Below are 18434 nucleotides of genomic sequence, written 5' to 3' on the forward strand. Positions count from 1 at the left end.
GCGGCCCGGTAAGGTCGGCGCATGGGGGACCCACTGCACATCCGACGTCCGCTCGCGCCTCGAGTCGCGGCGGCCGCTCTCGGCTTGGCCGCCGGTGCCGCCGCGCTGACGGGCTGCACGCGCGGGGGAGGCGCCGAGGCGCAGACCCCGGCGCCGACCGTCACGGTGACGGTCGAGCCGACGGCGCGCGGCACCGTCCCGGGCGAGCAGGACACCAGCGCGTCCTACGCCTGCGGCCGGTACAGCTCGCTGCTCAGCCTCGGCTGGACGATGCAGTGGTACCACGACCGCGGCGACGTCTCCGACGAGGCGTACCAGGTGTTCCTCGAGCGGCAGGCCTTCCAGCTCCAGACGGTGCGGATGCAGAACCCGGAGCCGGACCAGACCGGCGTCTCCGCCGCGTCCTCCGGCATCCGGACCTACCTGCAGGACGCCCAGGCGGCCGCCGGCCGATGGACCTACGACCCGTCGTCACCGGAGTGGAGCACCCTGCAGTCCGACCTCGGGGTCGGCTGCGCCGCCGCAGGCTCGACCCTCGCCTCCTACGCCGAGCCCGAGATGGGCGGCTGAGCCGCCCTCGCAGCTCACCTGCTGGTCGAGCAGCCCGCGATGCGGGCCGCCCAAGCTGATCGAGTAGCTCGCGGAGCGGGCGTATCGCGATCCGCCATCGCCGGGAGTCCGGGTGATGGTCGGTCCCGATACGCCCCTGCGGGGCTACTCGACCAGCATGCCTTCCGGGCTACTCGTCCTCGGAGGGCTCGGCGACCTCGCGGCCGTCGGCGCCCGAGGCGTCGCCGGCCACGTGCAGGTCGGTGTCGCCGGGGATGCTGAAGTCGCTCAGCGGGTCGAGCGGCCCGTCCTCGCGGGTGTCGGAGTCGGGGGTGTCGCTGGTCTCGTCGCGTGCGGTCATACCTGCACCCTACGAGCGTCCGACGAGGCGCTGCACCGCGGTCACCGGGATCGACAGCCACTCGGGGCGGTTGCGCGCCTCGTAGATGGCCTCGTAGATCGCCTTGTCGAGCTCGAAGGCGTCCAGGACGGCGCGGTGCGCGGTGACCGCGTCGCCCGCCTCCTCGGTGTAGCCCTCGAGGAAGGCGCGGCGGCTCGCCAGCGCCCACGCGGCCCGGGAGCTGCCCGGAGACGCCTGCTCGTGCGCTCCGGCCGCGTAGTCGAAGGAGCGGAGCATCCCCGCCACGTCGCGCAGCGCGATGTCCGGCAGCAGGCGCTCGTGCATCGGCCGCAGCGGCTCGCCCTCGAAGTCGAGGAGCACCCAGCCGCGGCCGGGCACGGACAGCACCTGGCCGAGGTGGTAGTCGCCGTGGATCCGCTGCAGCCGCGGCCACGGGGCCTGCTCGGCCGCCTGGAAGACCGCGTCGATCGCGTCGGCGTCCTCGGCGATGACGGGCACCTCGGAGGAGGCGATCCGCAGCCGGCGCCGCATGGTCGCGATCATCCTCTGCACGACCTCGGGGGTCGCGTCCTCCGTCGGCATCACCTCGGCGAGGGTGGAGTGCACCTGCGCGGTCGCCAGGCCCAGTGCGCGGGCCGGACCGGTGAAGTCGCTGTCGCCGGCGACGGCCTCGAGTGCCACGCGCCAGGCGTCCTCGACGCCCGGCAGGAACTCCTGTGCGAAGGCGAGGTGGCCGAAGGCGCGCCCCGACGGCTCGCCGCGGTCGTCCCACTCGCCGGTGACGTTGCCGATCACGGGCGGCACGAGGGTGCTGCCCGCCGCGTTCAGTGCCGACTGCACGGTGACGTCCGGGTTCTCGCCGTGGTGCAGCGCGCGGAAGACCTTGACGATCACGGGGGTGCCGGCCGAGCCGTCCTCCGCGGTGGTCTGCACGATGATCGAGGTGTTCGACTGCTCGCCGCTGAGGATCCGCGACGAGGCGAACGCGCCGATGACGGCGCCGGGCTGGCGGTGGCCCTCGGCGCGCGCGCCGCCCAGGGCGCCCTCCGCGTCGGAGGAGCCGCCGTCGGCGATCAGCTCGAAGAGCGCCCGCGCGAAGAGCGGGTCGCGGGGACCGTCGTAGACGAAGCGGGAGCCGTCGCTCTCGATCAGCGCGTCCTCGAGGCCCGCGACGGGCGCCGAGCGCACCGTCACCGGCACCTGGTAGAGCACCGGGCTCGAGCCCGCGCGGTCGATGACGAGGTGCACGACGACATCGCCGTCACCGCGCTCCAGGCGCCACTCGCCCCGGATCTCCAGCTCGGGGCGGCGCCCCTTGCTCGCGTACCACCGCTGATCGGCGACCCAGGCCGCGGCCCGGTCGATCGACAGTCCTGCGCTCATCTCTGCACTTCCCCTCGGTCGGCACCCCGAACCTTACGCGGCGCGATCGACGCCCCGGTGGGGCTTGCGGCGCGCCCGCCCGATCCGGAGCGGGCGCTCACTCGCCGCGCGTCTGCTCCGTGTCCACCGCCAGCCCCAGCACGTCGAGGATCCAGGCGTACTCGAACGCCACCTCGCGCCAGCGCTCGTAGCGCCCGCTGACGCCGCCGTGCCCGGCCGTCATCTCGATCTTGAGCAGCGCCGGCGCCCCGACCTCGCGCAGCCGCGCCACCCACTTCGCGGGCTCGACGTAGAGCACGCGGGTGTCGTTGAGGCTGGTCGTCGCGAGGATCCGCGGGTACCGGACGTCCTCGCGGACGTTCTCGTAGGGCGAGTACGACTTCATGTAGGCGTAGACCTCGGGGTCGTGCAGCGGGTCGCCCCACTCGTCCCACTCGATCACGGTGAGCGGCAGCGACGGGTCGAGGATCGAGGTCAGCGCGTCGACGAACGGCACCTGCGCCAGGATCCCGGCGAAGGCCTCCGGCGCCAGGTTCGCGACCGCGCCCATCAGCAGGCCGCCGGCCGAGCCGCCCTGCGCGACGAGGCGCTCCGGCGTGGTGAAGCCCGCCTCGACGAGGTGGCGGGCGGAGTCGACGAAGTCGGTGAAGGTGGTGCGCTTGGCGAGGGTCTTGCCCTCCTCGTACCAGGAGCGGCCCATCTCGCCGCCCCCGCGCACGTGCGCGATGGCGAAGACGACCCCGCGGTCGAGCAGCGAGAGCCGTGCGATCGAGAAGCCGGGGTCGATGCTCGCCTCGTACGAGCCGTAGCCGTAGAGCAGCAGCGGCGCGGGCGCCTCGTCGGGTGCCGCCGCGTCGCGTCGCCAGACCAGCGACAGCGGGATGCGCGTGCCGTCCTGGGCGGTCGCCCACTCGCGGCGCTGCTCGTAGCGCTCGGGGTCGTAGTCGCCGAGGACCGGCTGCTGCTTGAGCACCGTCCGCTCACCGGTCGCGACGTCGAGGGTGAGCACCGTGGAGGGGGTGACGAACGAGGTGTAGGCGAGGCGCAGCGCGGGCTGCTCCCACTCCGGGTTGCCGGCGAGCCCCGCGTCGTAGAGCGGCTCGTCGAAGGCGATCTCCTCCAGGCGCGCATCGCCGTCGCCGTCGATCAGGAGGCCGAGGCGGGTCGCCCCCGCCTCGCGGTAGGAGACGACGACGTGCTTCGCGAAGGCGTCGACGCCCTCGATCCGGCGGCCGGGGGTGTGCGGGACGAGCACGCGGCGCTCGGCCGCCCGCTCCTCGGGGCTGAGCGAGAGGTCGGCCGGCTCCTCGACGATCTCGAAGTCGAGGGCGCCGTCGTTGTGCACGATCAGCAGGCGGTCGCGGCCGTCGACGACGGCGTGGTCGACCTCGTACTCGACGCCCTCGCGGCGCGGCCAGACCGAGCGGAACTCGCCGGTCGGCTCCTCCGCGTCGAGCAGCAGGCACTCGCTGGTGATCTTGCTGCCGATCTCGATCACGAGGAAGCGGCGGCTGCGGGTGAGCCCGACGCCGATCCAGTAGCGCTCGTCCGGCTCGGAGAAGACGACCTCGTCGGCCGCGGAGTCGGTGCCGACGGTGTGCCGCCAGATCGTGTCCGGCCGCCAGGACTCGTCGACCGTGGGGTAGAAGACGAAGCGGGCGTCGGCGCCGAAGGTGGCGCCGCCGCCGGTGCCCTCGACGACGTCGGGCAGGTCCTCGCCCGTGCTCAGGTCGCGGATGCGCAGGGTGTAGCGCTCGTCGCCCTCGACGTCGGTGCCGAAGAGCAGGAAGCGCCCGTCGCTGGACACGTCGAAGCTGCCGAGCGAGAAGAAGTCGTGCCCCTCGGCCTCGACGTTGCCGTCGAGGACGACCTGCTCGCCCTCGAGCGGCCCGCCCTCGGCGATGGAGGGCGGGGTCCAGTCGTCCGGACCCGCGATCGGCGCGCGGCAGTGCACGCCGTACTGGCGGCCCTCGTAGGAGCGGGAGAAGTACCACCAGGCGCCCTCGCGGACGGGCACCGACAGGTCGGTCTCCTTCGTCCGCGAGCGGATCTCCTCGAAGAGGCGCTCGCGGAGCGGGGCGAGGGGAGCGAGGAGGGCGTCGGTGTAGGCGTTCTCGGCGTCGAGGTGCGCGATCACCTCGGGCTCCTCCTTCTGCCGCAGCCACTCGTACTGATCGACCACGAGATCGCCGTGGTGACGGCGTTCGAGCGGGACACGGCGGGCGACGGGAGGGACGGGCGCGGTCATCCGCCCAGCCTAGGCCGACCGCGCGCCCCGCCGAGGGAGTGCCCCCGCGAGCGCCGCCCGCGTGCGCACAATGGAGCATGGCTGAGCGTGCGGACAGGACGAAGGCGGGCGCGCAGCGCCGAGTGCAGACCGAGGTGGAGCGCAAGTACGACGTCGGCGCCGACACCGCCCTGCCGGATCTGATCGGCGCGGGAGCCGTCGCCTCCGCGCGCGCCGAGGAGCCCGTCCGCCTCTGGGCCCAGTACTTCGACACCGCCGACCGGGCGCTGTCCCGCGGCCGGATCACGCTCCGCCGCCGCGAGGGCGGCGAGGACGAGGGCTGGCACGTCAAGCTGCCCGGCTCCTCGGGCCGCACCGAGATCCATGCGCCGCTCACCGCCTCGCGCACCGTGCCTGCCGAGGTCCGGGAGCCCGTGCTCGGCCACGTCGGCCGCTCGCGGCTCGAGCCGCTCGCCACCCTCGAGACCGTCCGAGCGATCACCCGCGTCGCGGACTCCGCCGGCCGTCGCCTCGCCGAGATCGCCGACGACCTCGTCATCGCGCACGACCAGCGCTCGGGCGTCGAGCGGCGCTGGCGGGAGTGGGAGGTCGAGCTCGTCGACGTCCACGGCCCCGAGGGCGAGGCGGTGCTCGACGCGATCGAGGAGCGGCTGCTGGCCGCGGGCGCCCGCCCCGCCGAGAGCGCGTCGAAGCTCGCCCGGGCCACCGGCGGTCCGATCGAGGACGGGCACTCCGCAGCCGAGGACGGCGGGGAGGCGGCGCTCGCCGCGATCCGCGAGCTCCTGGCCGGCCTGCGCGCCGTCGATCCGCGGGTGCGGCTGGAGGCCGACGACGCGCTGCACCGGATGCGCCTGCACACCCGCCGCCTCCGCAGCGTCCTGGCCGCCTCCCGGTCCGTGCTCGACCGCGAGGCCCTCGACCCGCTGCGCGACGAGCTGCGCTGGCTCGGCGGCGTGCTCGGCGCCGCCCGCGACGAGGAGGTGCTCGCCGCCCGGCTCCGCACCGCCGTCCAGGAGGCGGGGGAGGGACTGCCCGCGAAGGCCGTCGCCGGGACCACCCTCTTCGACGCGATCGAGCGCCGGCAGGCCGTGGCGCTGCAGCGGGTCGCGAAGACTCTGCGCGGCGCCCGCTACCTCGCCCTGCTCGACTCCCTCGACGCCCTGCTGGCGGATCCGCCGCGGACGGCGAAGGCCGCCGCGAGCGCGAAGAAGCTCGTCCGCCGCTCCCTCGCGAAGGAGCTCTCGCGGGTCGACGAGGCGCGGAGCGGCGAGGACGATCTCGAGGCCCGCCACGAGGTGCGCAAGGCCGCCAAGCGCCTGCGCTACGTCGTCGAGGCGTGGAGCGCCGTGGTCCCGGCCGCGGTCGGCTCGAAGCGGCGCAGGCTCGCGAAGGCGGCGGAGGCCGTCGCCGACGCGCTGGGAGAGGAGCGCGACGCCCTCGCCGCCCGCGACGTGCTCCGCGGCCACGCGCTCGTGGCGGCCCGCCGCGGCGAGCCGGCGTTCGCCCTCGGCGCCGCCTCCGCCCGCGAGGAGACGCGCGCTCGGGAGGCCGCGAAGGCCGGGGACGCGGCTCTGGAGCGGCTGCACTCCCTGTCAAGCTGAGCAGGACGGTCATCCGCACGAAACAGGCGGCGGATAATGTGAATCATGCCTTCTGTCCGTCCTCTGCCGTCTGCCCTCCTGCGTCCGCGCCATTTCGACCGTGACGACGTCGTCGTCCATGCCGGACTGTTCTCGCTGGTCAACTCGAGTACGACCCCGCAGGCGGCCTGGACCGAGGACCTGATCGCCCTCGGCGAGGTGCTCGACGAGGCCGAGTTCCCCTACCGCCTCATCCGGGGCACGAAGGGCGCTCCCTTCCTCGCGATCGACCGCTCGCTCGGCGCCGAGCTGGCGACGCTCCTGGCCCGCGCCTTCGCCACCGAGCCCTTCTACGTGAAGACGCTCGACAAGCGCGGCACCCCGCCCCTGCTCCTGGCCGAGGGCGCGATCGCCCCGTATCCGCGCGCCGCCGTCTTCTCGCTCTTCCGCCCCCGCGTCTCCTCGAGCGGCTCGCTCCGCTACGGCGCCCGCAGCGGTGTCCGCCTGGAGTTCTGGAAGGTCGGCGAGGAGGAGATCACCACTCCCGCCGAGAACGCGCTGATGCGCAGCAGCCTCCCCGTCGCCGAGGCGATCGACGCGCACGTCGAGGCCTACGGCCGCACCTGGCCGACCTTCGAGGGCATGTTCGAGCCGCTGGTCAGCGACATCCGCTTCGACGTGGACATCGTCTTCTCCTGGGTCGACGGGACGGACCTGGAGTTCCAGCGCGCCCGCGCCGCCCGGATGGCCAGCTACGTCGTGGGCGAGGGCGACGACGCCCCCGCGCGCTTCCGCCAGATCGACGAGCTGAAGTACGCGCTGCGCAGCGTCTACATGTACGCGCCGTGGGTCCGGCACATCTACATCGTCACCGACTCGCCGCGCCCGCGCTGGCTCGACGAGCACCCCGACGTCACCCTGGTCCGCAGCGAGGACCACTTCCGCGACCTCTCGGTGCTGCCCACGCACAACTCGCACGCGGTCGAGAGCCAGCTGCACCGCATCCCCGGCCTGGCCGAGCACTTCCTCTACTCGAACGACGACATGTTCTTCGGCCGCCCCGTCGACCCGTCGATCTTCTTCTCGCCCGGCGGCATCACCAAGTTCATCGAGGCGACCACCCGCATCGGGATGGGCGACTCCAACGCCTCCCGCAGCGGGTTCGAGAACGCGGCGCGTGTCAACCGCCGGCTGCTCCGCGAGCGCTTCGGCGCGATGACGACCCGCCACCTCGAGCACGCCGCCACGCCGCTCCGCAAGAGCGTGATGGCCGAGCTCGAGTCCGAGTTCGAGCCGGAGTTCACCGCGACGGCCGCGAGCCGCTTCCGCTCGGCGAGCGACGTCTCCGTCACCAACTCGCTCTACCACTACTACGCGCTGATGACCGGCCGCGCGGTGGTGCAGGAGAACGCCTCCGTGAAGTACGTCGACACGACGATGCACCAGGGCCTGAAGGACATGAAGAAGCTGCTGAAGAACCGCGCCGTCGACTTCTTCTGCCTGAACGACGGCAGCTTCCCCGAGATCTCCGCCGAGGTGCGCACCCGCGCGGTGATCGACTTCCTCGAGGAGTACTACCCGATCCCGGCGCCGTGGGAGACGGTCGACTGATCATGGGCTGGGCGATCGGCGGAGGAGTCCTCGGGCTGCTGCTCGGACTCGCCAGCGCGCTCGTCTTCCCCGGCATCGGGGTCGGCGCGGGTCTCGGCGTCGGGATCGCCCTCGGCGCGGCCCTCGCCTTCGCCGGTCGTCTGTTCGCCCTCGACCGCAACCGTTCCAAGCGCTGACGTCCGCTCTGCAGCACCTGCCGGTTCTGCAGGCTCCCGTCTGTTCTGCAGGCGATCCGCGGCTCCGGAGACTCGGACGGGATCGTCTCTCGGCGCGGATCGCCTGCAGATCGAATGCGGGCCGCTAGGCGCTGACGCCGACCGGCTCCGCGACGGGCGGGTAGAGCGCCTCGACCTGCTCGAGCGGAGCGGCCGTGGCCGGGGCGATCTCGACGCCGTGCGAGGCGAGGATCCGCTCGGTCTCGTTCGCCGAGACGTAGGACACCTCGGTCGAGGCGCCGATCGGCACCACCGAGTGCAGCACCGTGCCGTCGTAGACGTGGATGAGGTTGAAGGCCTGCGCCGAGTTGCGGGCGCGGGTGCCGCCGACGGGCACGTTGAGGTCCTGCGTATAGCAGGTGGCCGACGCGACCGAGACGGGGATGCCCGCGAACGTCGCCGTCGAGGAGTAGTGCAGGTGACCGGCGATGATGCTGCGGACGTCCGAGCCCTCGAGGACCTCCGCGAGCGCCGGCTGATCGCGGAGCTCGACGAGCACCGACAGGTCGAGCACGCTCGGCACCGGCGGGTGGTGCAGCGCCAGGATCGTGCCGTGCGGCGCCGGGCTGGAGAGCTCCTCGGCGAGCCAGTCGAGCTGGGCGTCCGAGATCTCGCCGTAGTGGGCACCGGGGACGGTCGAGTCCAGCGCGATGATGCGCAGTCCGTTCACATCGTGCACGCGGTCGATCGGCTGCGTGGTCGGCAGCTGGTCGAGCAGGCCGGAGCGGAACGCTCCGCGGTCGTCGTGATTGCCCATCACCCAGATCACCTCCGCACCCAGGCGGGCGGCGGCCGGCTCGACGACGGCGCGCAGCTTGGCGTACGCCTGCGGCTCGCCCTTGTCGGCCAGATCGCCGGTGATCACGACCGCCTCCGGGCGACCGCCCGAGGCCTCCAGCTCGTCGAACAGGCGGCGGAGCTGCGCCTCGCTGTCGACGTCGGAGCCGTACAGCCCGCCGTCTCCGGCGATGAAGTGGGTGTCGCTGAGGTGAAGGATGAAGTGGTTCGGCCGGGGGTACTCGGCCTGGCGGACAGTCATGATCCTCGGGTTCCACGATCGGTGGGGCCGGCTCGATCGAGTCGGCGTCGGTACGGGATGTCGCATGGTGCTGTACTGCGGTCCGCGGGCTGGGAACTGCTCCCGCGAGGCTCAGTCCATCATCGCGGGGTGAACGGACGGCCAACGAGGACCGGCGCGTCATCGAACGGTTTTCCCAGATTCGGCCCTGCCCGGCGCCTCGGTCCTCAGGAACGGCACACCCTGCGCGCACTCCCCGCACACCGAGCGCCCACGCCGCGCATCGGCACCGCAGAGGGATGCGTCAGAGCTCGAGCAGGAGCCGCGCGTAGAAGGCGATGGCGCGCTCGAACTGGTCGACCTCGATCGACTCGTCGGCGCCGTGGATGCCGAGCTGCTGCTGCGGGCTGATCTCGAAGGGGATGAAGCGGTAGACCCCGTCGCTGATCGCGTGGAAGTGCCGGGCGTCGCTGCCACCGGTCTGCACGTAGGGCGCGACGATCGCCTCGGGGAAGACCTCCTGCACGACGCCGCGGAGCACGTCGTAGGGGCCGCCGTCGCCCGGCTCGCCGGTGGGGGAGACGGGGGAGGGCTCGTGCGCGACGCGCACCTCGATCTCGACCTCGGGGTCGTCGATCACCGCGCGGATCCGCTCGACCACACCGGCGACGGTGCCGCCCGGGTTGATCCGCACGTTCGCGATCGCGCTGGCGGAGGACGCGAGGACGTTGGCCCCGGTGCTGCCGCGCAGCTGCGTGATCGCCACGGTGGTCCGCAGCATCGCCGCGGCGCGGTTGGAGTGCGAGGCGAGAGCGCCGATGACCGCGTCGGGGTGCTCGTGCGGGCTGGCGTACCAGACGGCGTGCGCGGCGTCGGCGCGGGGTGCGGCGGCGCGCACCAGCTCGGCGATCGGCTCCGGCAGCGTCGAGGGGAACGGGTTCTCGGTGAGGCGGTGGATCGCCCGCGCGAGGCGCTGGGTGGCGAGCATGCCCGGCAGGGGCGGCGGGGCGGAGGCGTGCCCGCCCGCGTCGCGGCAGGTCAGCTCGAGGTTCATGATGCCGCGCTCGGTGACGCCGATGACGGCGATCGGCGTGCTCACTCCGGGCACGATGCCGCGGCGGACGTTGCCGCCCTCGTCCAGCACGAAGCGGGGGCGCACCCCGCGCGCGCCGAGCAGGGCGACGATCGACGGCGCACCGTCGCCGGCCGTCTCCTCGTTGTGCGTCGAGACGAGGTAGACGTCCCTGCGGGGACGCTCGCCGCGCAGGACGGCCGCCTCGACGGCCTCGAGGAGCGCGACGAGGGAGCCCTTGTCGTCGAGCGCGCCGCGCCCCACGATCGCCGTGCGGCCGTCGGGGCGGAGGACGGTGTCGGCCGCGAACGGCGCGATCGACCAGTCGTCGGGGGTGACGCTGACCACGTCGTAGTGCGCCATCAGGACCGAGGGCTCGCCGTCCTCGGTGCCGCGCCAGCGCCAGACCAGGGAGTGACCGGCCACGGTCTCGCGCTCGAGGGCACTGTGCAGCGCGGGGTAGAACTGCTCGAGCAGCTCCTGGAAGACGCGGAAGCGGCTCCAGTCGGTGTCGGACTCGTCGGAGTGCGACACCGTGTCGACCCGCAGCAGGGCCTGGAAGCGCTCGAGCGCGGTCGTCGTCACCGGGCTAGCCTACGACGGCGGTCCCGACCCCCCGGACCCGGCGAGCGGAGGTGCGGCATGGGTGCGCAGCCCCCGATCCGCCCGCTGCCCGAGGTCTGCGTCGTCTACGTCCTCCGCGACTCGCCCCGCGGCGTCGAGGTGCTGCTGGGGCGGAAGCTCCGCGGCCTCGGCGAGGGCAGGATCGTGGCGCCCGGCGGCAAGCTCGAGCCGGGGGAGTCGCCCGCCGAGGCCGCCGTCCGCGAGCTCGCGGAGGAGGTCGGCCTGCGCACGGAGCCGACGGACCTCGAGCCCCGCGGCTCCCTCGACTACCTCTTCCCGCACCGGCCCGCCTGGAGTCAGCGCTCGCACGTCTTCGTCTGCCGCCGCTGGTCGGGCGACGTGGTCGCGTCGGGCGAGCTCGCCGCCGCCTTCGTCCCGCTCGACGAGGTCCCGCTCGACCGGATGTGGGACGACGCGCGCTTCTGGCTGCCCGCGGTGCTGCGCTCCGGCACCGAGGCATCGGGCACCTTCGAGTTCGGCGCCGACCTCGAGCACGTCGTCGCTCGGTCCTGATCCCGCCGTCCGGTCGCATCACCGCCGGATCCTCGACGCCTCCTCGGTCGGACGTCCTCGAGCTCACCGGCACGGCGCGACCTCGATCAGGCCGAGATCCTCGACTCCCGCATCCTCTGACGAGCGCGCACTCCGTGCGGCTAGACGTCGAGCACGTCGCCGGGCTCGAGGGCGTGGTACTCGCCGCCGCCCTCGCGGGTCGCCCAGCCGAGGCGGTCGTGGCCGAGCTTCTGACCGGCCTCCGAGAGCACCCGCTCGTGCGTCGCGAAGGCGTGCCGCGGTGCGAGCTCGAGGACGTAGTCGATCGACTCCGCGATCTTCATCCACGGGGCTCCCGAGGGGGCCGCCAGCACCTCGACGTCGGCACCGGTGGGCACGGTGAAGGAGTCGCCCGCGTAGTAGAAGCGGCCGTTCACCAGCACTCCGACGTTGTCGATCACGGGGATGGAGGAGTGGATCACCGCGTGCCGGGAGCCGAAGAAGCGCAGCTCGAACGGCCCGACCTCGACGACGTCGCCCTCGGCGACCGTCTCGACGTCGAAGCCCTCGGCCGCCGCGGCGACGCCGGCCGGGCCGAGGATGCGCAGTCCCGGGTTCGCGGCGCGCAGGCGCTCCAGCTGCTCGGGGGTCCAGTGGTCGGCGTGCTCGTGGGTGATCACGACCGCGACCGTGTCGGCCGTGCCCTCGACGGGCCGGGTGAAGGATCCGGGGTCGAGGACGAGCCGCGAGCCCGCCTCCTCGACGAGGACGGTGGCGTGCTCGAGCTTGGTCAGTCGCATGATCCGAGCCTCTCGCGGGGGCCGCCGCCGTGCAAGGCGGTCCCGGCGGCCGCGCCGTCCACCCGCTCGATTTGCACCGGTGCGGATCCGTGTGCAACACTCTTCGAGTTGCAAAAACGCGGCCCCATCGTTTAGCGGCCTAGGACGTCGCCCTCTCACGGCGGTAACGCGGGTTCAAATCCCGCTGGGGTCACCACGGCAACACGAGCAGAACCCCCGGTCATGGCCGGGGGTTCTTCTCGTTTAACGGCCCGCTCCCCGGGGAGGGACCGTCGGAACACACTCACCCGGAAGGTCGTCCCATGCAAGAGCTGCCCGTCTGGTTCGTGACCGGCTCGTTCGTCGTCCTGAGCCTCATCCTGGCCGCGGACCTGCTGCTGGTCTACAAGCGCCCGCACGTGCCGAGCCTGAAGGAGTCGGGCCTCTGGGTCGGCTTCTACGTCACGCTCGCGCTGATCTTCGCGCTGGTGATGCTGCTGCTGGGCGGGGGAGAGGTCGCCGGTCAGTTCGTCGCGGGCTGGCTGACCGAGTACAGCCTGTCGATCGACAATCTGTTCGTCTTCGTGATCATCATGGGCCGCTTCGCGGTGCCGCCGAAGTACCAGCAGGAAGTGCTGATGGTGGGCATCATCATCGCGCTGATCTTCCGCGGGGTGTTCATCCTCCTCGGCGCGCAGCTGATCGAGAGCTTCAGCTGGATCTTCTACCTCTTCGGCGCGTTCCTCGTCTACACCGCCTGGAACCAGGCGTTCGGCAAGGAGGACGAGAACGAGGGCACCGACAACCTCCTCATCCGCCTGCTGCGCAAGCGCGTGAAGATCTCGGACGAGTTCGACGGCTCGAAGATCCGCACGGTGAAGGACGGGAAGAAGTACTTCACGCCGATGCTGATCGTGTTCCTCGCGATCGGCTCGACGGACCTGCTGTTCGCGCTCGACTCGATCCCGGCGATCTTCGGCATCACGGAGAGCCCGTTCATCGTCTTCACCGCCAACATCTTCGCCCTGATGGGTCTGCGCCAGCTCTACTTCCTGCTCGGCGGACTGATCGACAAGCTCGAGTACCTCAAGTACGGCATCGCGTTCATCCTCGCCTTCATCGGTGTGAAGCTCGTGCTGCACGCCCTGCACGAGAACGACCTGCCCTTCCTCAACGGCGGCGAGCCGCTGCCGGTCTGGGACATCGACACGATCACCTCGCTGGCCGTCATCGTCGTCAGCATGACCGTCGCCACGGTCGCGAGCCTGATCAAGATGCGCCGCGAGCACTCCCACATCGAGCTGCACGACGGCCACCCGGAGGTCGTCGCCGACGCCGACGGGCAGGACCGCGCCGAGAAGAAGTGAGCCCGGTCCCGTGACTGCGACGACGACCACCACCAGCATCGATCTGCCGCAGGGCACCCTCCTCCTGACGGTGTCGAGCAGCACCGACGTGGGCGCCGTCCGGCGGGTGAACGAGGACGCGCTGCTCGTCGCGCCGCTCCTGGTGGCCGTCGCCGACGGCATGGGCGGGCACGCCCGCGGCGACCTGGCGAGCGCGACGGCCGTCGAGAGCCTGAGGGCGGGCACCGCCGAGGCGATCGGGCCCGTCTCGGACGTCTTCGCCGCCGTCGAGACCGCCAACGCCGCCGTCCGCGATCTCGACGTCGGCGGTGCGCTCTGCGGGACGACGCTCACCGGACTGACCCTCGTCCGTCCCGACGGCGACGGGCCCGCGTCCTGGGCCCTCTTCAACGTCGGCGACTCCCGCGTCTACCGCTGGGACGGCGCCGGGATCCAGCAGCTCACCGTCGACCACTCGGCGGTGCAGGAGCTGGTCTCGGCCGGCCTGCTCACCCGCGAGGCGGCGGAGTCGCACCCCGACCGGAACATCGTCACCCGCGCGCTCGGCGCCGACGACGAGGTCGAGACCGACGTCTGGACCCTCCCGATCGTGCCGCGGGCGAGCTACCTGCTCTGCTCCGACGGCCTCACCAAGGAGCTCTCCGACGCCCGCATCGCCGAGCTCTTCGCCCGCCGCGACGCGGGTGCGCTGCACGGCGTCGACCTCGCCGAGGCGCTCGTGCAGGCTGCGGTCGACGCGGGCGGACGCGACAACGTGACGGTCGTCGTCGTGGACGCCGTGCTCGTCCCCCGAGCCTGAGCCGCGACCGTTCCGCGGGTGCCGTGACCCTCGAACGTGTCACAGTGGCGTCGACAACCGACTGCAGAGCCCGGCTGTCGATTGGCATACTGGAGGGATGGACACCGTCGAGGCTCTCGATCGCGCGAAGACGCGCTTCGCAGAGGGGGACGTCCGAGGAGCCGTGTCGCTCCTCGAGCGCTGTGTCGATGCCGACCCCACGTGGCTCGATCCCCGGGTCCTCCTGTCCGAGCTCTACCGGCGCTCCGGTGACCTCATCGAGGCGGGTCGCTGGGGCTACCTGATCGAGAACTGCGCCGCCCCCGAGGAGCGGCGGGCGTTCGAGCGCGCCCTGGTGCGCGCCGACGAGGATCCGTTCGAGTTCGCGGAGCGCGCCCTGGTGCGCCCGCTCGAGCTCGCCGCCGAGTCGCCGCACGCCGCGATGATGCTCGCCGAGCTGCCGGCCCGGATCGACGAGGCCGAGCGCTTCGAGCAGGAGTCGCCCGACCCGCTCGACGGCGATTGGTTCGAGCACGAGGCGCTGCCGGTCAAGCGGCGCTCCGGCTTCGTCGGGATGGTCGGCGCCGCGGTCGCCGCGGTCTTCGTGGTCGGCGGCGTGGTGGTCGGCGCGGCGGCGCTGCTGGTGGTCCCCGCGGTGCTGATCGCCATGCTCGTCGCGCCCTGATCGCGTGTCCGGATCGCTCCGATCCGCTCGGGCCGCGCCTCCCGGCCGGGCGTCGACGCGGTGCTATCCTCGGTCAATGCTGTTCGGCCGGCTCCTCCTTCTCCGCCGCGACGAGACCTCGATCTGACAGGCCTCTCTCGTCGCGGTGTCTCTCGTGGGCTGACCACCATTCCTGAGGAAGAGAATCCCGCCATGAACGACAGTTCCCCCGATACCGCTGTGCGCCCGGCCGCGGAGCGCCCGCGCACCCTGGCCGAGAAGGTCTGGGACGACCACCTCGTCGCCAAGGGCGAGGACGGCACCCCCGACCTGATCTACATCGACCTGCACCTCGTGCACGAGGTGACCAGCCCGCAGGCCTTCGACGGCCTCCGCCAGGCCGGCCGCCCGGTCCGCCGCCCCGATCTCACGATCGCGACCGAGGACCACAACACGCCGACGGTCGGCATCGACAAGCCGATCGCCGACCTCACCAGCCGCACGCAGATCGAGACCCTGCGGCGCAATGCCGCCGAGTTCGGCGTCCGCCTGCACTCGCTCGGCGACATCGAGCAGGGCATCGTGCACGTCGTCGGCCCGCAGCTCGGACTGACCATGCCCGGCATCACCGTGGTCTGCGGCGACTCGCACACCTCGACGCACGGCGCCTTCGGCGCGATGGCGTTCGGCATCGGCACCAGCGAGGTCGAGCACGTGATGGCGACCCAGACCCTGCCGCTCAAGCCCTTCAAGACCATGGCGATCACGGTCGAGGGCGAGCTGCGCGAGGGCGTCACCGCGAAGGACATCATCCTCGCCGTCATCGCGAAGATCGGCACCGGCGGCGGTCAGGGCTACGTGCTCGAGTACCGCGGCTCGGCGATCCGCGCGCTCTCGATGGAGGGCCGGATGACGATCTGCAACATGTCGATCGAGGCCGGGGCCCGCGCCGGCATGGTCGCCCCGGACGAGACGACCTTCGCCTACCTCGAGGGCCGTCCGCACGCCCCCGAGGGCCGGGACTGGGCCGACGCGGTCGCCTACTGGCGGACGCTCCCGAGCGACGAGGGCGCCGTCTTCGACGCCGAGGTCGTCCTCGACGCCGACGCGCTCGAGCCCTTCGTCACCTGGGGCACCAACCCCGGCCAGGGCGTCTCGCTCTCGCAGGCCGTGCCCGACCCCGACGCCATCGAGGACCCGAACGAGCGCTCGAACGCCCGCCGCGCCCTGGAGTACATGGACCTCGAGGCCGGCACGCCGATGAAGGAGATCCCGGTCGACGCGGTCTTCATGGGCTCCTGCACCAACTCGCGCATCGAGGATCTCCGCGCCTTCGCGTCGATCATCGCGGGCCGCACCAAGGCGCCCGGCGTCCGGGTGATGGTCGTCCCCGGCTCCGCCCGCGTGCGCATCGAGGCCGAGGCCGAGGGCCTGGACAAGGTGATCACCGCGTTCGGCGCCGAATGGCGCTTCGCCGGCTGCTCGATGTGCCTCGGCATGAACCCGGACCAGCTCGCCCCGGGGGAGCGCTGCGCCTCCACCTCGAACCGCAACTTCGAGGGCCGGCAGGGCAAGGGCGGCCGCACGCACCTCGTCTCGCCGCTCGTCGCCGCTGCGACCGCCGTGCGCGGCACCCTCTCCAGTCCGTCGGACCTGGAGCCCGTCCGCGAGCTGGTGGAGGCCTGATCATGGAGAAGTTCGAGACCGTCACCGGCATCGCGGCGCCGCTGAAGCGCAGCAACGTCGACACCGACCAGATCATCCCGGCCGTCTTCCTCAAGCGGGTCACCAAGACCGGCTTCGAGGACGCTCTCTTCCACGGCTGGCGCCAGGACCCGGAGTTCGTGCTGAACCGGCCGGCCTTCCAAGGCGCGCAGATCCTCGTCGCGGGCCCCGACTTCGGCACCGGCTCCAGCCGCGAGCACGCCGTCTGGGCGCTGCGCGACTTCGGCTTCCGCGTCGTGCTCTCCTCGCGCTTCGGCGACATCTTCCGCGGCAACTCCGGCAAGCAGGGCCTGCTCGCCGCGGCCCTGGCCGAGAGCGACATCACGAGGCTGTGGGAGCTGATCGATGCGACGCCGGGAATAGAAGCGACCGTCGATCTGGTTGGTCGTACGGTCACCGCCGGTGGCGAGACCTTCCCCTTCGAGGTCGACGACTACACTCGTTGGCGCCTGATCGAAGGGCTGGACGACATCGGCCTGACCCTGCGCGACGAAGCGCTCATTTCCGAATTCGAGACCCGTCGCGCGAGCTGGCGGCCCAAGACATTGCCGGTGAAATAGCGTGAACACACTTCTTCAGGATGCCAAGGCGGCGGGAGCGCACGTGGGGATGACGACCGAGAGGCTCACGATCCACGGCGGTCGTCCGCTGAAGGGCCGGATCGAGCTCAAGGGGGCGAAGAACCTCGTCACCAAGGCGATGGTCGCCGCACTCCTCGGCGAGACCGCCTCGACGCTGCGCGACGTGCCCGACATCAGCGACGTCCGCGTCGTGAAGGGCCTGCTCGAGGTGCACGGCGTCAAGGTGAAGCAGGGCCCGGAGGTCGGCGAGCTGATCCTCGACCCGTCCGCCGTCGAGTCGGCGCACTTCGCCGACATCGACGCGCACGCCGGCTCCAGCCGCATCCCGATCCTCTTCTGCGGCCCGCTGCTGCACCGCCTCGGCGAGGCCTTCATCCCCGACCTCGGCGGCTGCCGCATCGGCGACCGCCCGATCGACTACCACCTCGAGGTGCTCCGCAACTTCGGCGCCATCGTCGAGAAGCTGCCCTCCGGCATCCGGATGTCGGCGCCCGAGGGCCTGCACGGCGCCAAGGTGTCGCTGCCCTACCCGAGCGTCGGCGCGACCGAGCAGGTGCTGCTCACCGCGGTCCGCGCCTCGGGCATCACCGAGCTGTCGGGCGCGGCGATCGAGCCGGAGATCATGGATCTCATCAACATCCTGCAGAAGATGGGCGCGATCATCTCGGTCGACACCGACCGCGTGATCCGCATCGAGGGCGTCGACCGCCTCGAGGGCTACACCCACCGCGCGCTCTTCGACCGCAACGAGGCCGCCTCGTGGGCCGCCGCGGCGCTCGCGACCGACGGCGACATCTTCGTCGGCGGCGCCCGCCAGCAGGAGATGACGACCTTCCTCAACGTCTTCCGCAAGGTCGGCGGCGCCTTCGAGATCGCCGAGGACGGCATCCGCTTCTACCACCCCGGTGGCGAGCTGAAGCCCGTCATCATCGAGACCGACGTGCACCCCGGCTTCATGACCGACTGGCAGCAGCCGCTCGTCGTGGCGCTGACCAAGGCCAAGGGCGTCTCGATCGTGCACGAGACCGTCTACGAGCAGCGCTTCGGCTTCGTCGACGCGCTGGTCGAGATGGGCGCGACCATCCAGATCCACCGCGAGTGCCTCGGCGGCCAGGCGTGCCGCTTCGGTCAGCGCAACTTCATGCACTCCGCGGTCATCTCCGGCCCGTCGAAGCTGCACGGCGCAGACATCGTCGTGCCGGACCTGCGCGGCGGGTTCTCGCACCTGATCGCGGCGCTCTCGGCCGAGGGCACCTCCCACGTCTCCAACGTCGGCATCATCAGCCGCGGCTACGAGAACTTCCTCACCAAGCTCGAGCTGCTCGGCGCGGACTTCTCGCTCGACGCGTAGTCCCGGAGCGCCTCCGGCACGCGACAACGGCTCCGG

At 72.0% G+C, this 18434-nt stretch carries 17 protein-coding genes and 1 tRNA gene; 12 read left to right on the forward strand and 6 right to left on the reverse strand.

The genetic code is table 11. The features are described from left to right. Window positions 1-21 precede the first annotated feature (21 nt). Window positions 22-570: a hypothetical protein gene (locus GTU73_RS08165; protein ID WP_160088493.1), complete on the forward strand. Its 549-nt coding sequence runs from the start codon at window positions 22-24 to the stop codon at window positions 568-570. A gap of 169 nt (window positions 571-739) precedes the next feature. Here the strand turns inward: GTU73_RS08165 and GTU73_RS08170 are convergent, their stop codons facing one another. The 3 genes from GTU73_RS08170 to GTU73_RS08180 form a co-directional block, all read right to left on the reverse strand. Beyond that, window positions 740-910, reverse strand: a complete 171-nt coding sequence (locus GTU73_RS08170) for a hypothetical protein (RefSeq protein ID WP_160088495.1) — start codon at window positions 908-910, stop codon at window positions 740-742. Between the two features lie 9 nt (window positions 911-919). Next, on the reverse strand, window positions 920-2293 hold the full coding sequence (locus GTU73_RS08175) for a phosphotransferase (RefSeq protein ID WP_160088497.1): 1374 nt from the start codon (window positions 2291-2293) through the stop codon (window positions 920-922). A gap of 97 nt (window positions 2294-2390) precedes the next feature. Then, complete coding sequence (locus GTU73_RS08180) at window positions 2391-4541, reverse strand: S9 family peptidase (protein WP_160088499.1); 2151 nt, start codon at window positions 4539-4541, stop codon at window positions 2391-2393. Between the two features lie 77 nt (window positions 4542-4618). On the opposite strand from GTU73_RS08180, the gene GTU73_RS08185 reads away from it, so the two are divergent. Genes GTU73_RS08185 through GTU73_RS08195 form a run of 3 tightly spaced genes read left to right on the forward strand, consistent with a single transcriptional unit; the run spans window position 4619 to window position 7908 of the window. Continuing rightward, complete coding sequence (locus GTU73_RS08185) at window positions 4619-6142, forward strand: CYTH and CHAD domain-containing protein (protein WP_160088501.1); 1524 nt, start codon at window positions 4619-4621, stop codon at window positions 6140-6142. Between the two features lie 45 nt (window positions 6143-6187). Beyond that, on the forward strand, window positions 6188-7732 hold the full coding sequence (locus tag GTU73_RS08190; RefSeq protein WP_160088503.1) for a stealth family protein: 1545 nt from the start codon (window positions 6188-6190) through the stop codon (window positions 7730-7732). Further along, window positions 7714-7908 (forward strand): hypothetical protein, encoded by a 195-nt coding sequence (locus GTU73_RS08195; protein WP_160088505.1) that lies wholly within the window; start codon window positions 7714-7716, stop codon window positions 7906-7908. The genes GTU73_RS08190 and GTU73_RS08195 overlap by 19 nt, the downstream gene beginning before the upstream one ends. A 124-nt stretch (window positions 7909-8032) precedes the next feature. On the opposite strand, the gene GTU73_RS08200 is transcribed toward GTU73_RS08195, so the two are convergent. Both GTU73_RS08200 and GTU73_RS08205 read right to left on the reverse strand, forming a co-directional pair. Further along, window positions 8033-8986 (reverse strand): phosphodiesterase, encoded by a 954-nt coding sequence (locus GTU73_RS08200; RefSeq protein ID WP_160088507.1) that lies wholly within the window; start codon window positions 8984-8986, stop codon window positions 8033-8035. Window positions 8987-9269: 283 nt separating this feature from the next. Next, a complete protein-coding gene (locus tag GTU73_RS08205; RefSeq protein WP_160088509.1) occupies window positions 9270-10622 on the reverse strand; it encodes a M20/M25/M40 family metallo-hydrolase in 1353 nt (450 codons plus the stop codon). A 57-nt stretch (window positions 10623-10679) separates the two neighbouring features. On the opposite strand from GTU73_RS08205, the gene GTU73_RS08210 reads away from it, so the two are divergent. Further along, complete coding sequence (locus GTU73_RS08210) at window positions 10680-11174, forward strand: NUDIX domain-containing protein (RefSeq protein WP_160088511.1); 495 nt, start codon at window positions 10680-10682, stop codon at window positions 11172-11174. Window positions 11175-11314: 140 nt separating this feature from the next. Here the strand turns inward: GTU73_RS08210 and GTU73_RS08215 are convergent, their stop codons facing one another. Continuing rightward, entirely contained in the window at window positions 11315-11953 is a 639-nt protein-coding gene (locus GTU73_RS08215; RefSeq protein ID WP_160088513.1) for an MBL fold metallo-hydrolase, read from the reverse strand. Window positions 11954-12073: 120 nt separating this feature from the next. On the opposite strand from GTU73_RS08215, the gene GTU73_RS08220 reads away from it, so the two are divergent. The 7 genes from GTU73_RS08220 (at window position 12074) to murA (ending at window position 18398) form a co-directional block, all read left to right on the forward strand. Next, a tRNA-Glu gene (locus tag GTU73_RS08220) sits at window positions 12074-12149 on the forward strand. Between the two features lie 106 nt (window positions 12150-12255). Further along, window positions 12256-13299: a TerC family protein gene (locus GTU73_RS08225; RefSeq protein WP_123445561.1), complete on the forward strand. Its 1044-nt coding sequence runs from the start codon at window positions 12256-12258 to the stop codon at window positions 13297-13299. A gap of 10 nt (window positions 13300-13309) precedes the next feature. Next, entirely contained in the window at window positions 13310-14098 is a 789-nt protein-coding gene (locus GTU73_RS08230; RefSeq protein WP_160088515.1) for a protein phosphatase 2C domain-containing protein, read from the forward strand. Window positions 14099-14195: 97 nt separating this feature from the next. Then, entirely contained in the window at window positions 14196-14762 is a 567-nt protein-coding gene (locus tag GTU73_RS08235; RefSeq protein WP_160088517.1) for a DUF6584 family protein, read from the forward strand. 192 nt (window positions 14763-14954) lie between these two features. Then, complete coding sequence (gene leuC / locus GTU73_RS08240) at window positions 14955-16427, forward strand: 3-isopropylmalate dehydratase large subunit (protein WP_160088519.1); 1473 nt, start codon at window positions 14955-14957, stop codon at window positions 16425-16427. 2 nt (window positions 16428-16429) lie between these two features. Then, entirely contained in the window at window positions 16430-17026 is a 597-nt protein-coding gene (gene leuD, locus GTU73_RS08245) for a 3-isopropylmalate dehydratase small subunit (RefSeq protein ID WP_160088521.1), read from the forward strand. Window positions 17027-17075: 49 nt separating this feature from the next. Next, entirely contained in the window at window positions 17076-18398 is a 1323-nt protein-coding gene (gene murA / locus GTU73_RS08250; RefSeq protein WP_160088523.1) for a UDP-N-acetylglucosamine 1-carboxyvinyltransferase, read from the forward strand. Window positions 18399-18434 lie beyond the last annotated feature (36 nt).

The organism is Rathayibacter sp. VKM Ac-2804 (genome assembly GCF_009866655.1).
Taxonomy (GTDB): Bacteria; Actinomycetota; Actinomycetes; order Actinomycetales; family Microbacteriaceae; genus Rathayibacter.

Bases quoted from the DNA above. Each gene is read 5' to 3' on its own strand.
- GTU73_RS08200 (WP_160088507.1), bottom strand. From the start codon at position 8,986: ATGACTGTCCGCCAGGCCGAGTACCCCCGGCCGAACCACTTCATCCTT.
- GTU73_RS08215 (WP_160088513.1), bottom strand. From the start codon at position 11,953: ATGCGACTGACCAAGCTCGAGCACGCCACCGTCCTCGTCGAGGAGGCG.
- GTU73_RS08165 (WP_160088493.1), top strand. From the start codon at position 22: ATGGGGGACCCACTGCACATCCGACGTCCGCTCGCGCCTCGAGTCGCG.
- GTU73_RS08170 (WP_160088495.1), bottom strand. From the start codon at position 910: ATGACCGCACGCGACGAGACCAGCGACACCCCCGACTCCGACACCCGC.
- murA (WP_160088523.1), top strand. From the start codon at position 17,076: ATGACGACCGAGAGGCTCACGATCCACGGCGGTCGTCCGCTGAAGGGC.
- GTU73_RS08225 (WP_123445561.1), top strand. From the start codon at position 12,256: ATGCAAGAGCTGCCCGTCTGGTTCGTGACCGGCTCGTTCGTCGTCCTG.
- GTU73_RS08190 (WP_160088503.1), top strand. From the start codon at position 6,188: ATGCCTTCTGTCCGTCCTCTGCCGTCTGCCCTCCTGCGTCCGCGCCAT.
- GTU73_RS08175 (WP_160088497.1), bottom strand. From the start codon at position 2,293: ATGAGCGCAGGACTGTCGATCGACCGGGCCGCGGCCTGGGTCGCCGAT.
- leuD (WP_160088521.1), top strand. From the start codon at position 16,430: ATGGAGAAGTTCGAGACCGTCACCGGCATCGCGGCGCCGCTGAAGCGC.
- GTU73_RS08210 (WP_160088511.1), top strand. From the start codon at position 10,680: ATGGGTGCGCAGCCCCCGATCCGCCCGCTGCCCGAGGTCTGCGTCGTC.
- GTU73_RS08185 (WP_160088501.1), top strand. From the start codon at position 4,619: ATGGCTGAGCGTGCGGACAGGACGAAGGCGGGCGCGCAGCGCCGAGTG.
- GTU73_RS08180 (WP_160088499.1), bottom strand. From the start codon at position 4,541: ATGACCGCGCCCGTCCCTCCCGTCGCCCGCCGTGTCCCGCTCGAACGC.
- leuC (WP_160088519.1), top strand. From the start codon at position 14,955: ATGAACGACAGTTCCCCCGATACCGCTGTGCGCCCGGCCGCGGAGCGC.
- GTU73_RS08235 (WP_160088517.1), top strand. From the start codon at position 14,196: ATGGACACCGTCGAGGCTCTCGATCGCGCGAAGACGCGCTTCGCAGAG.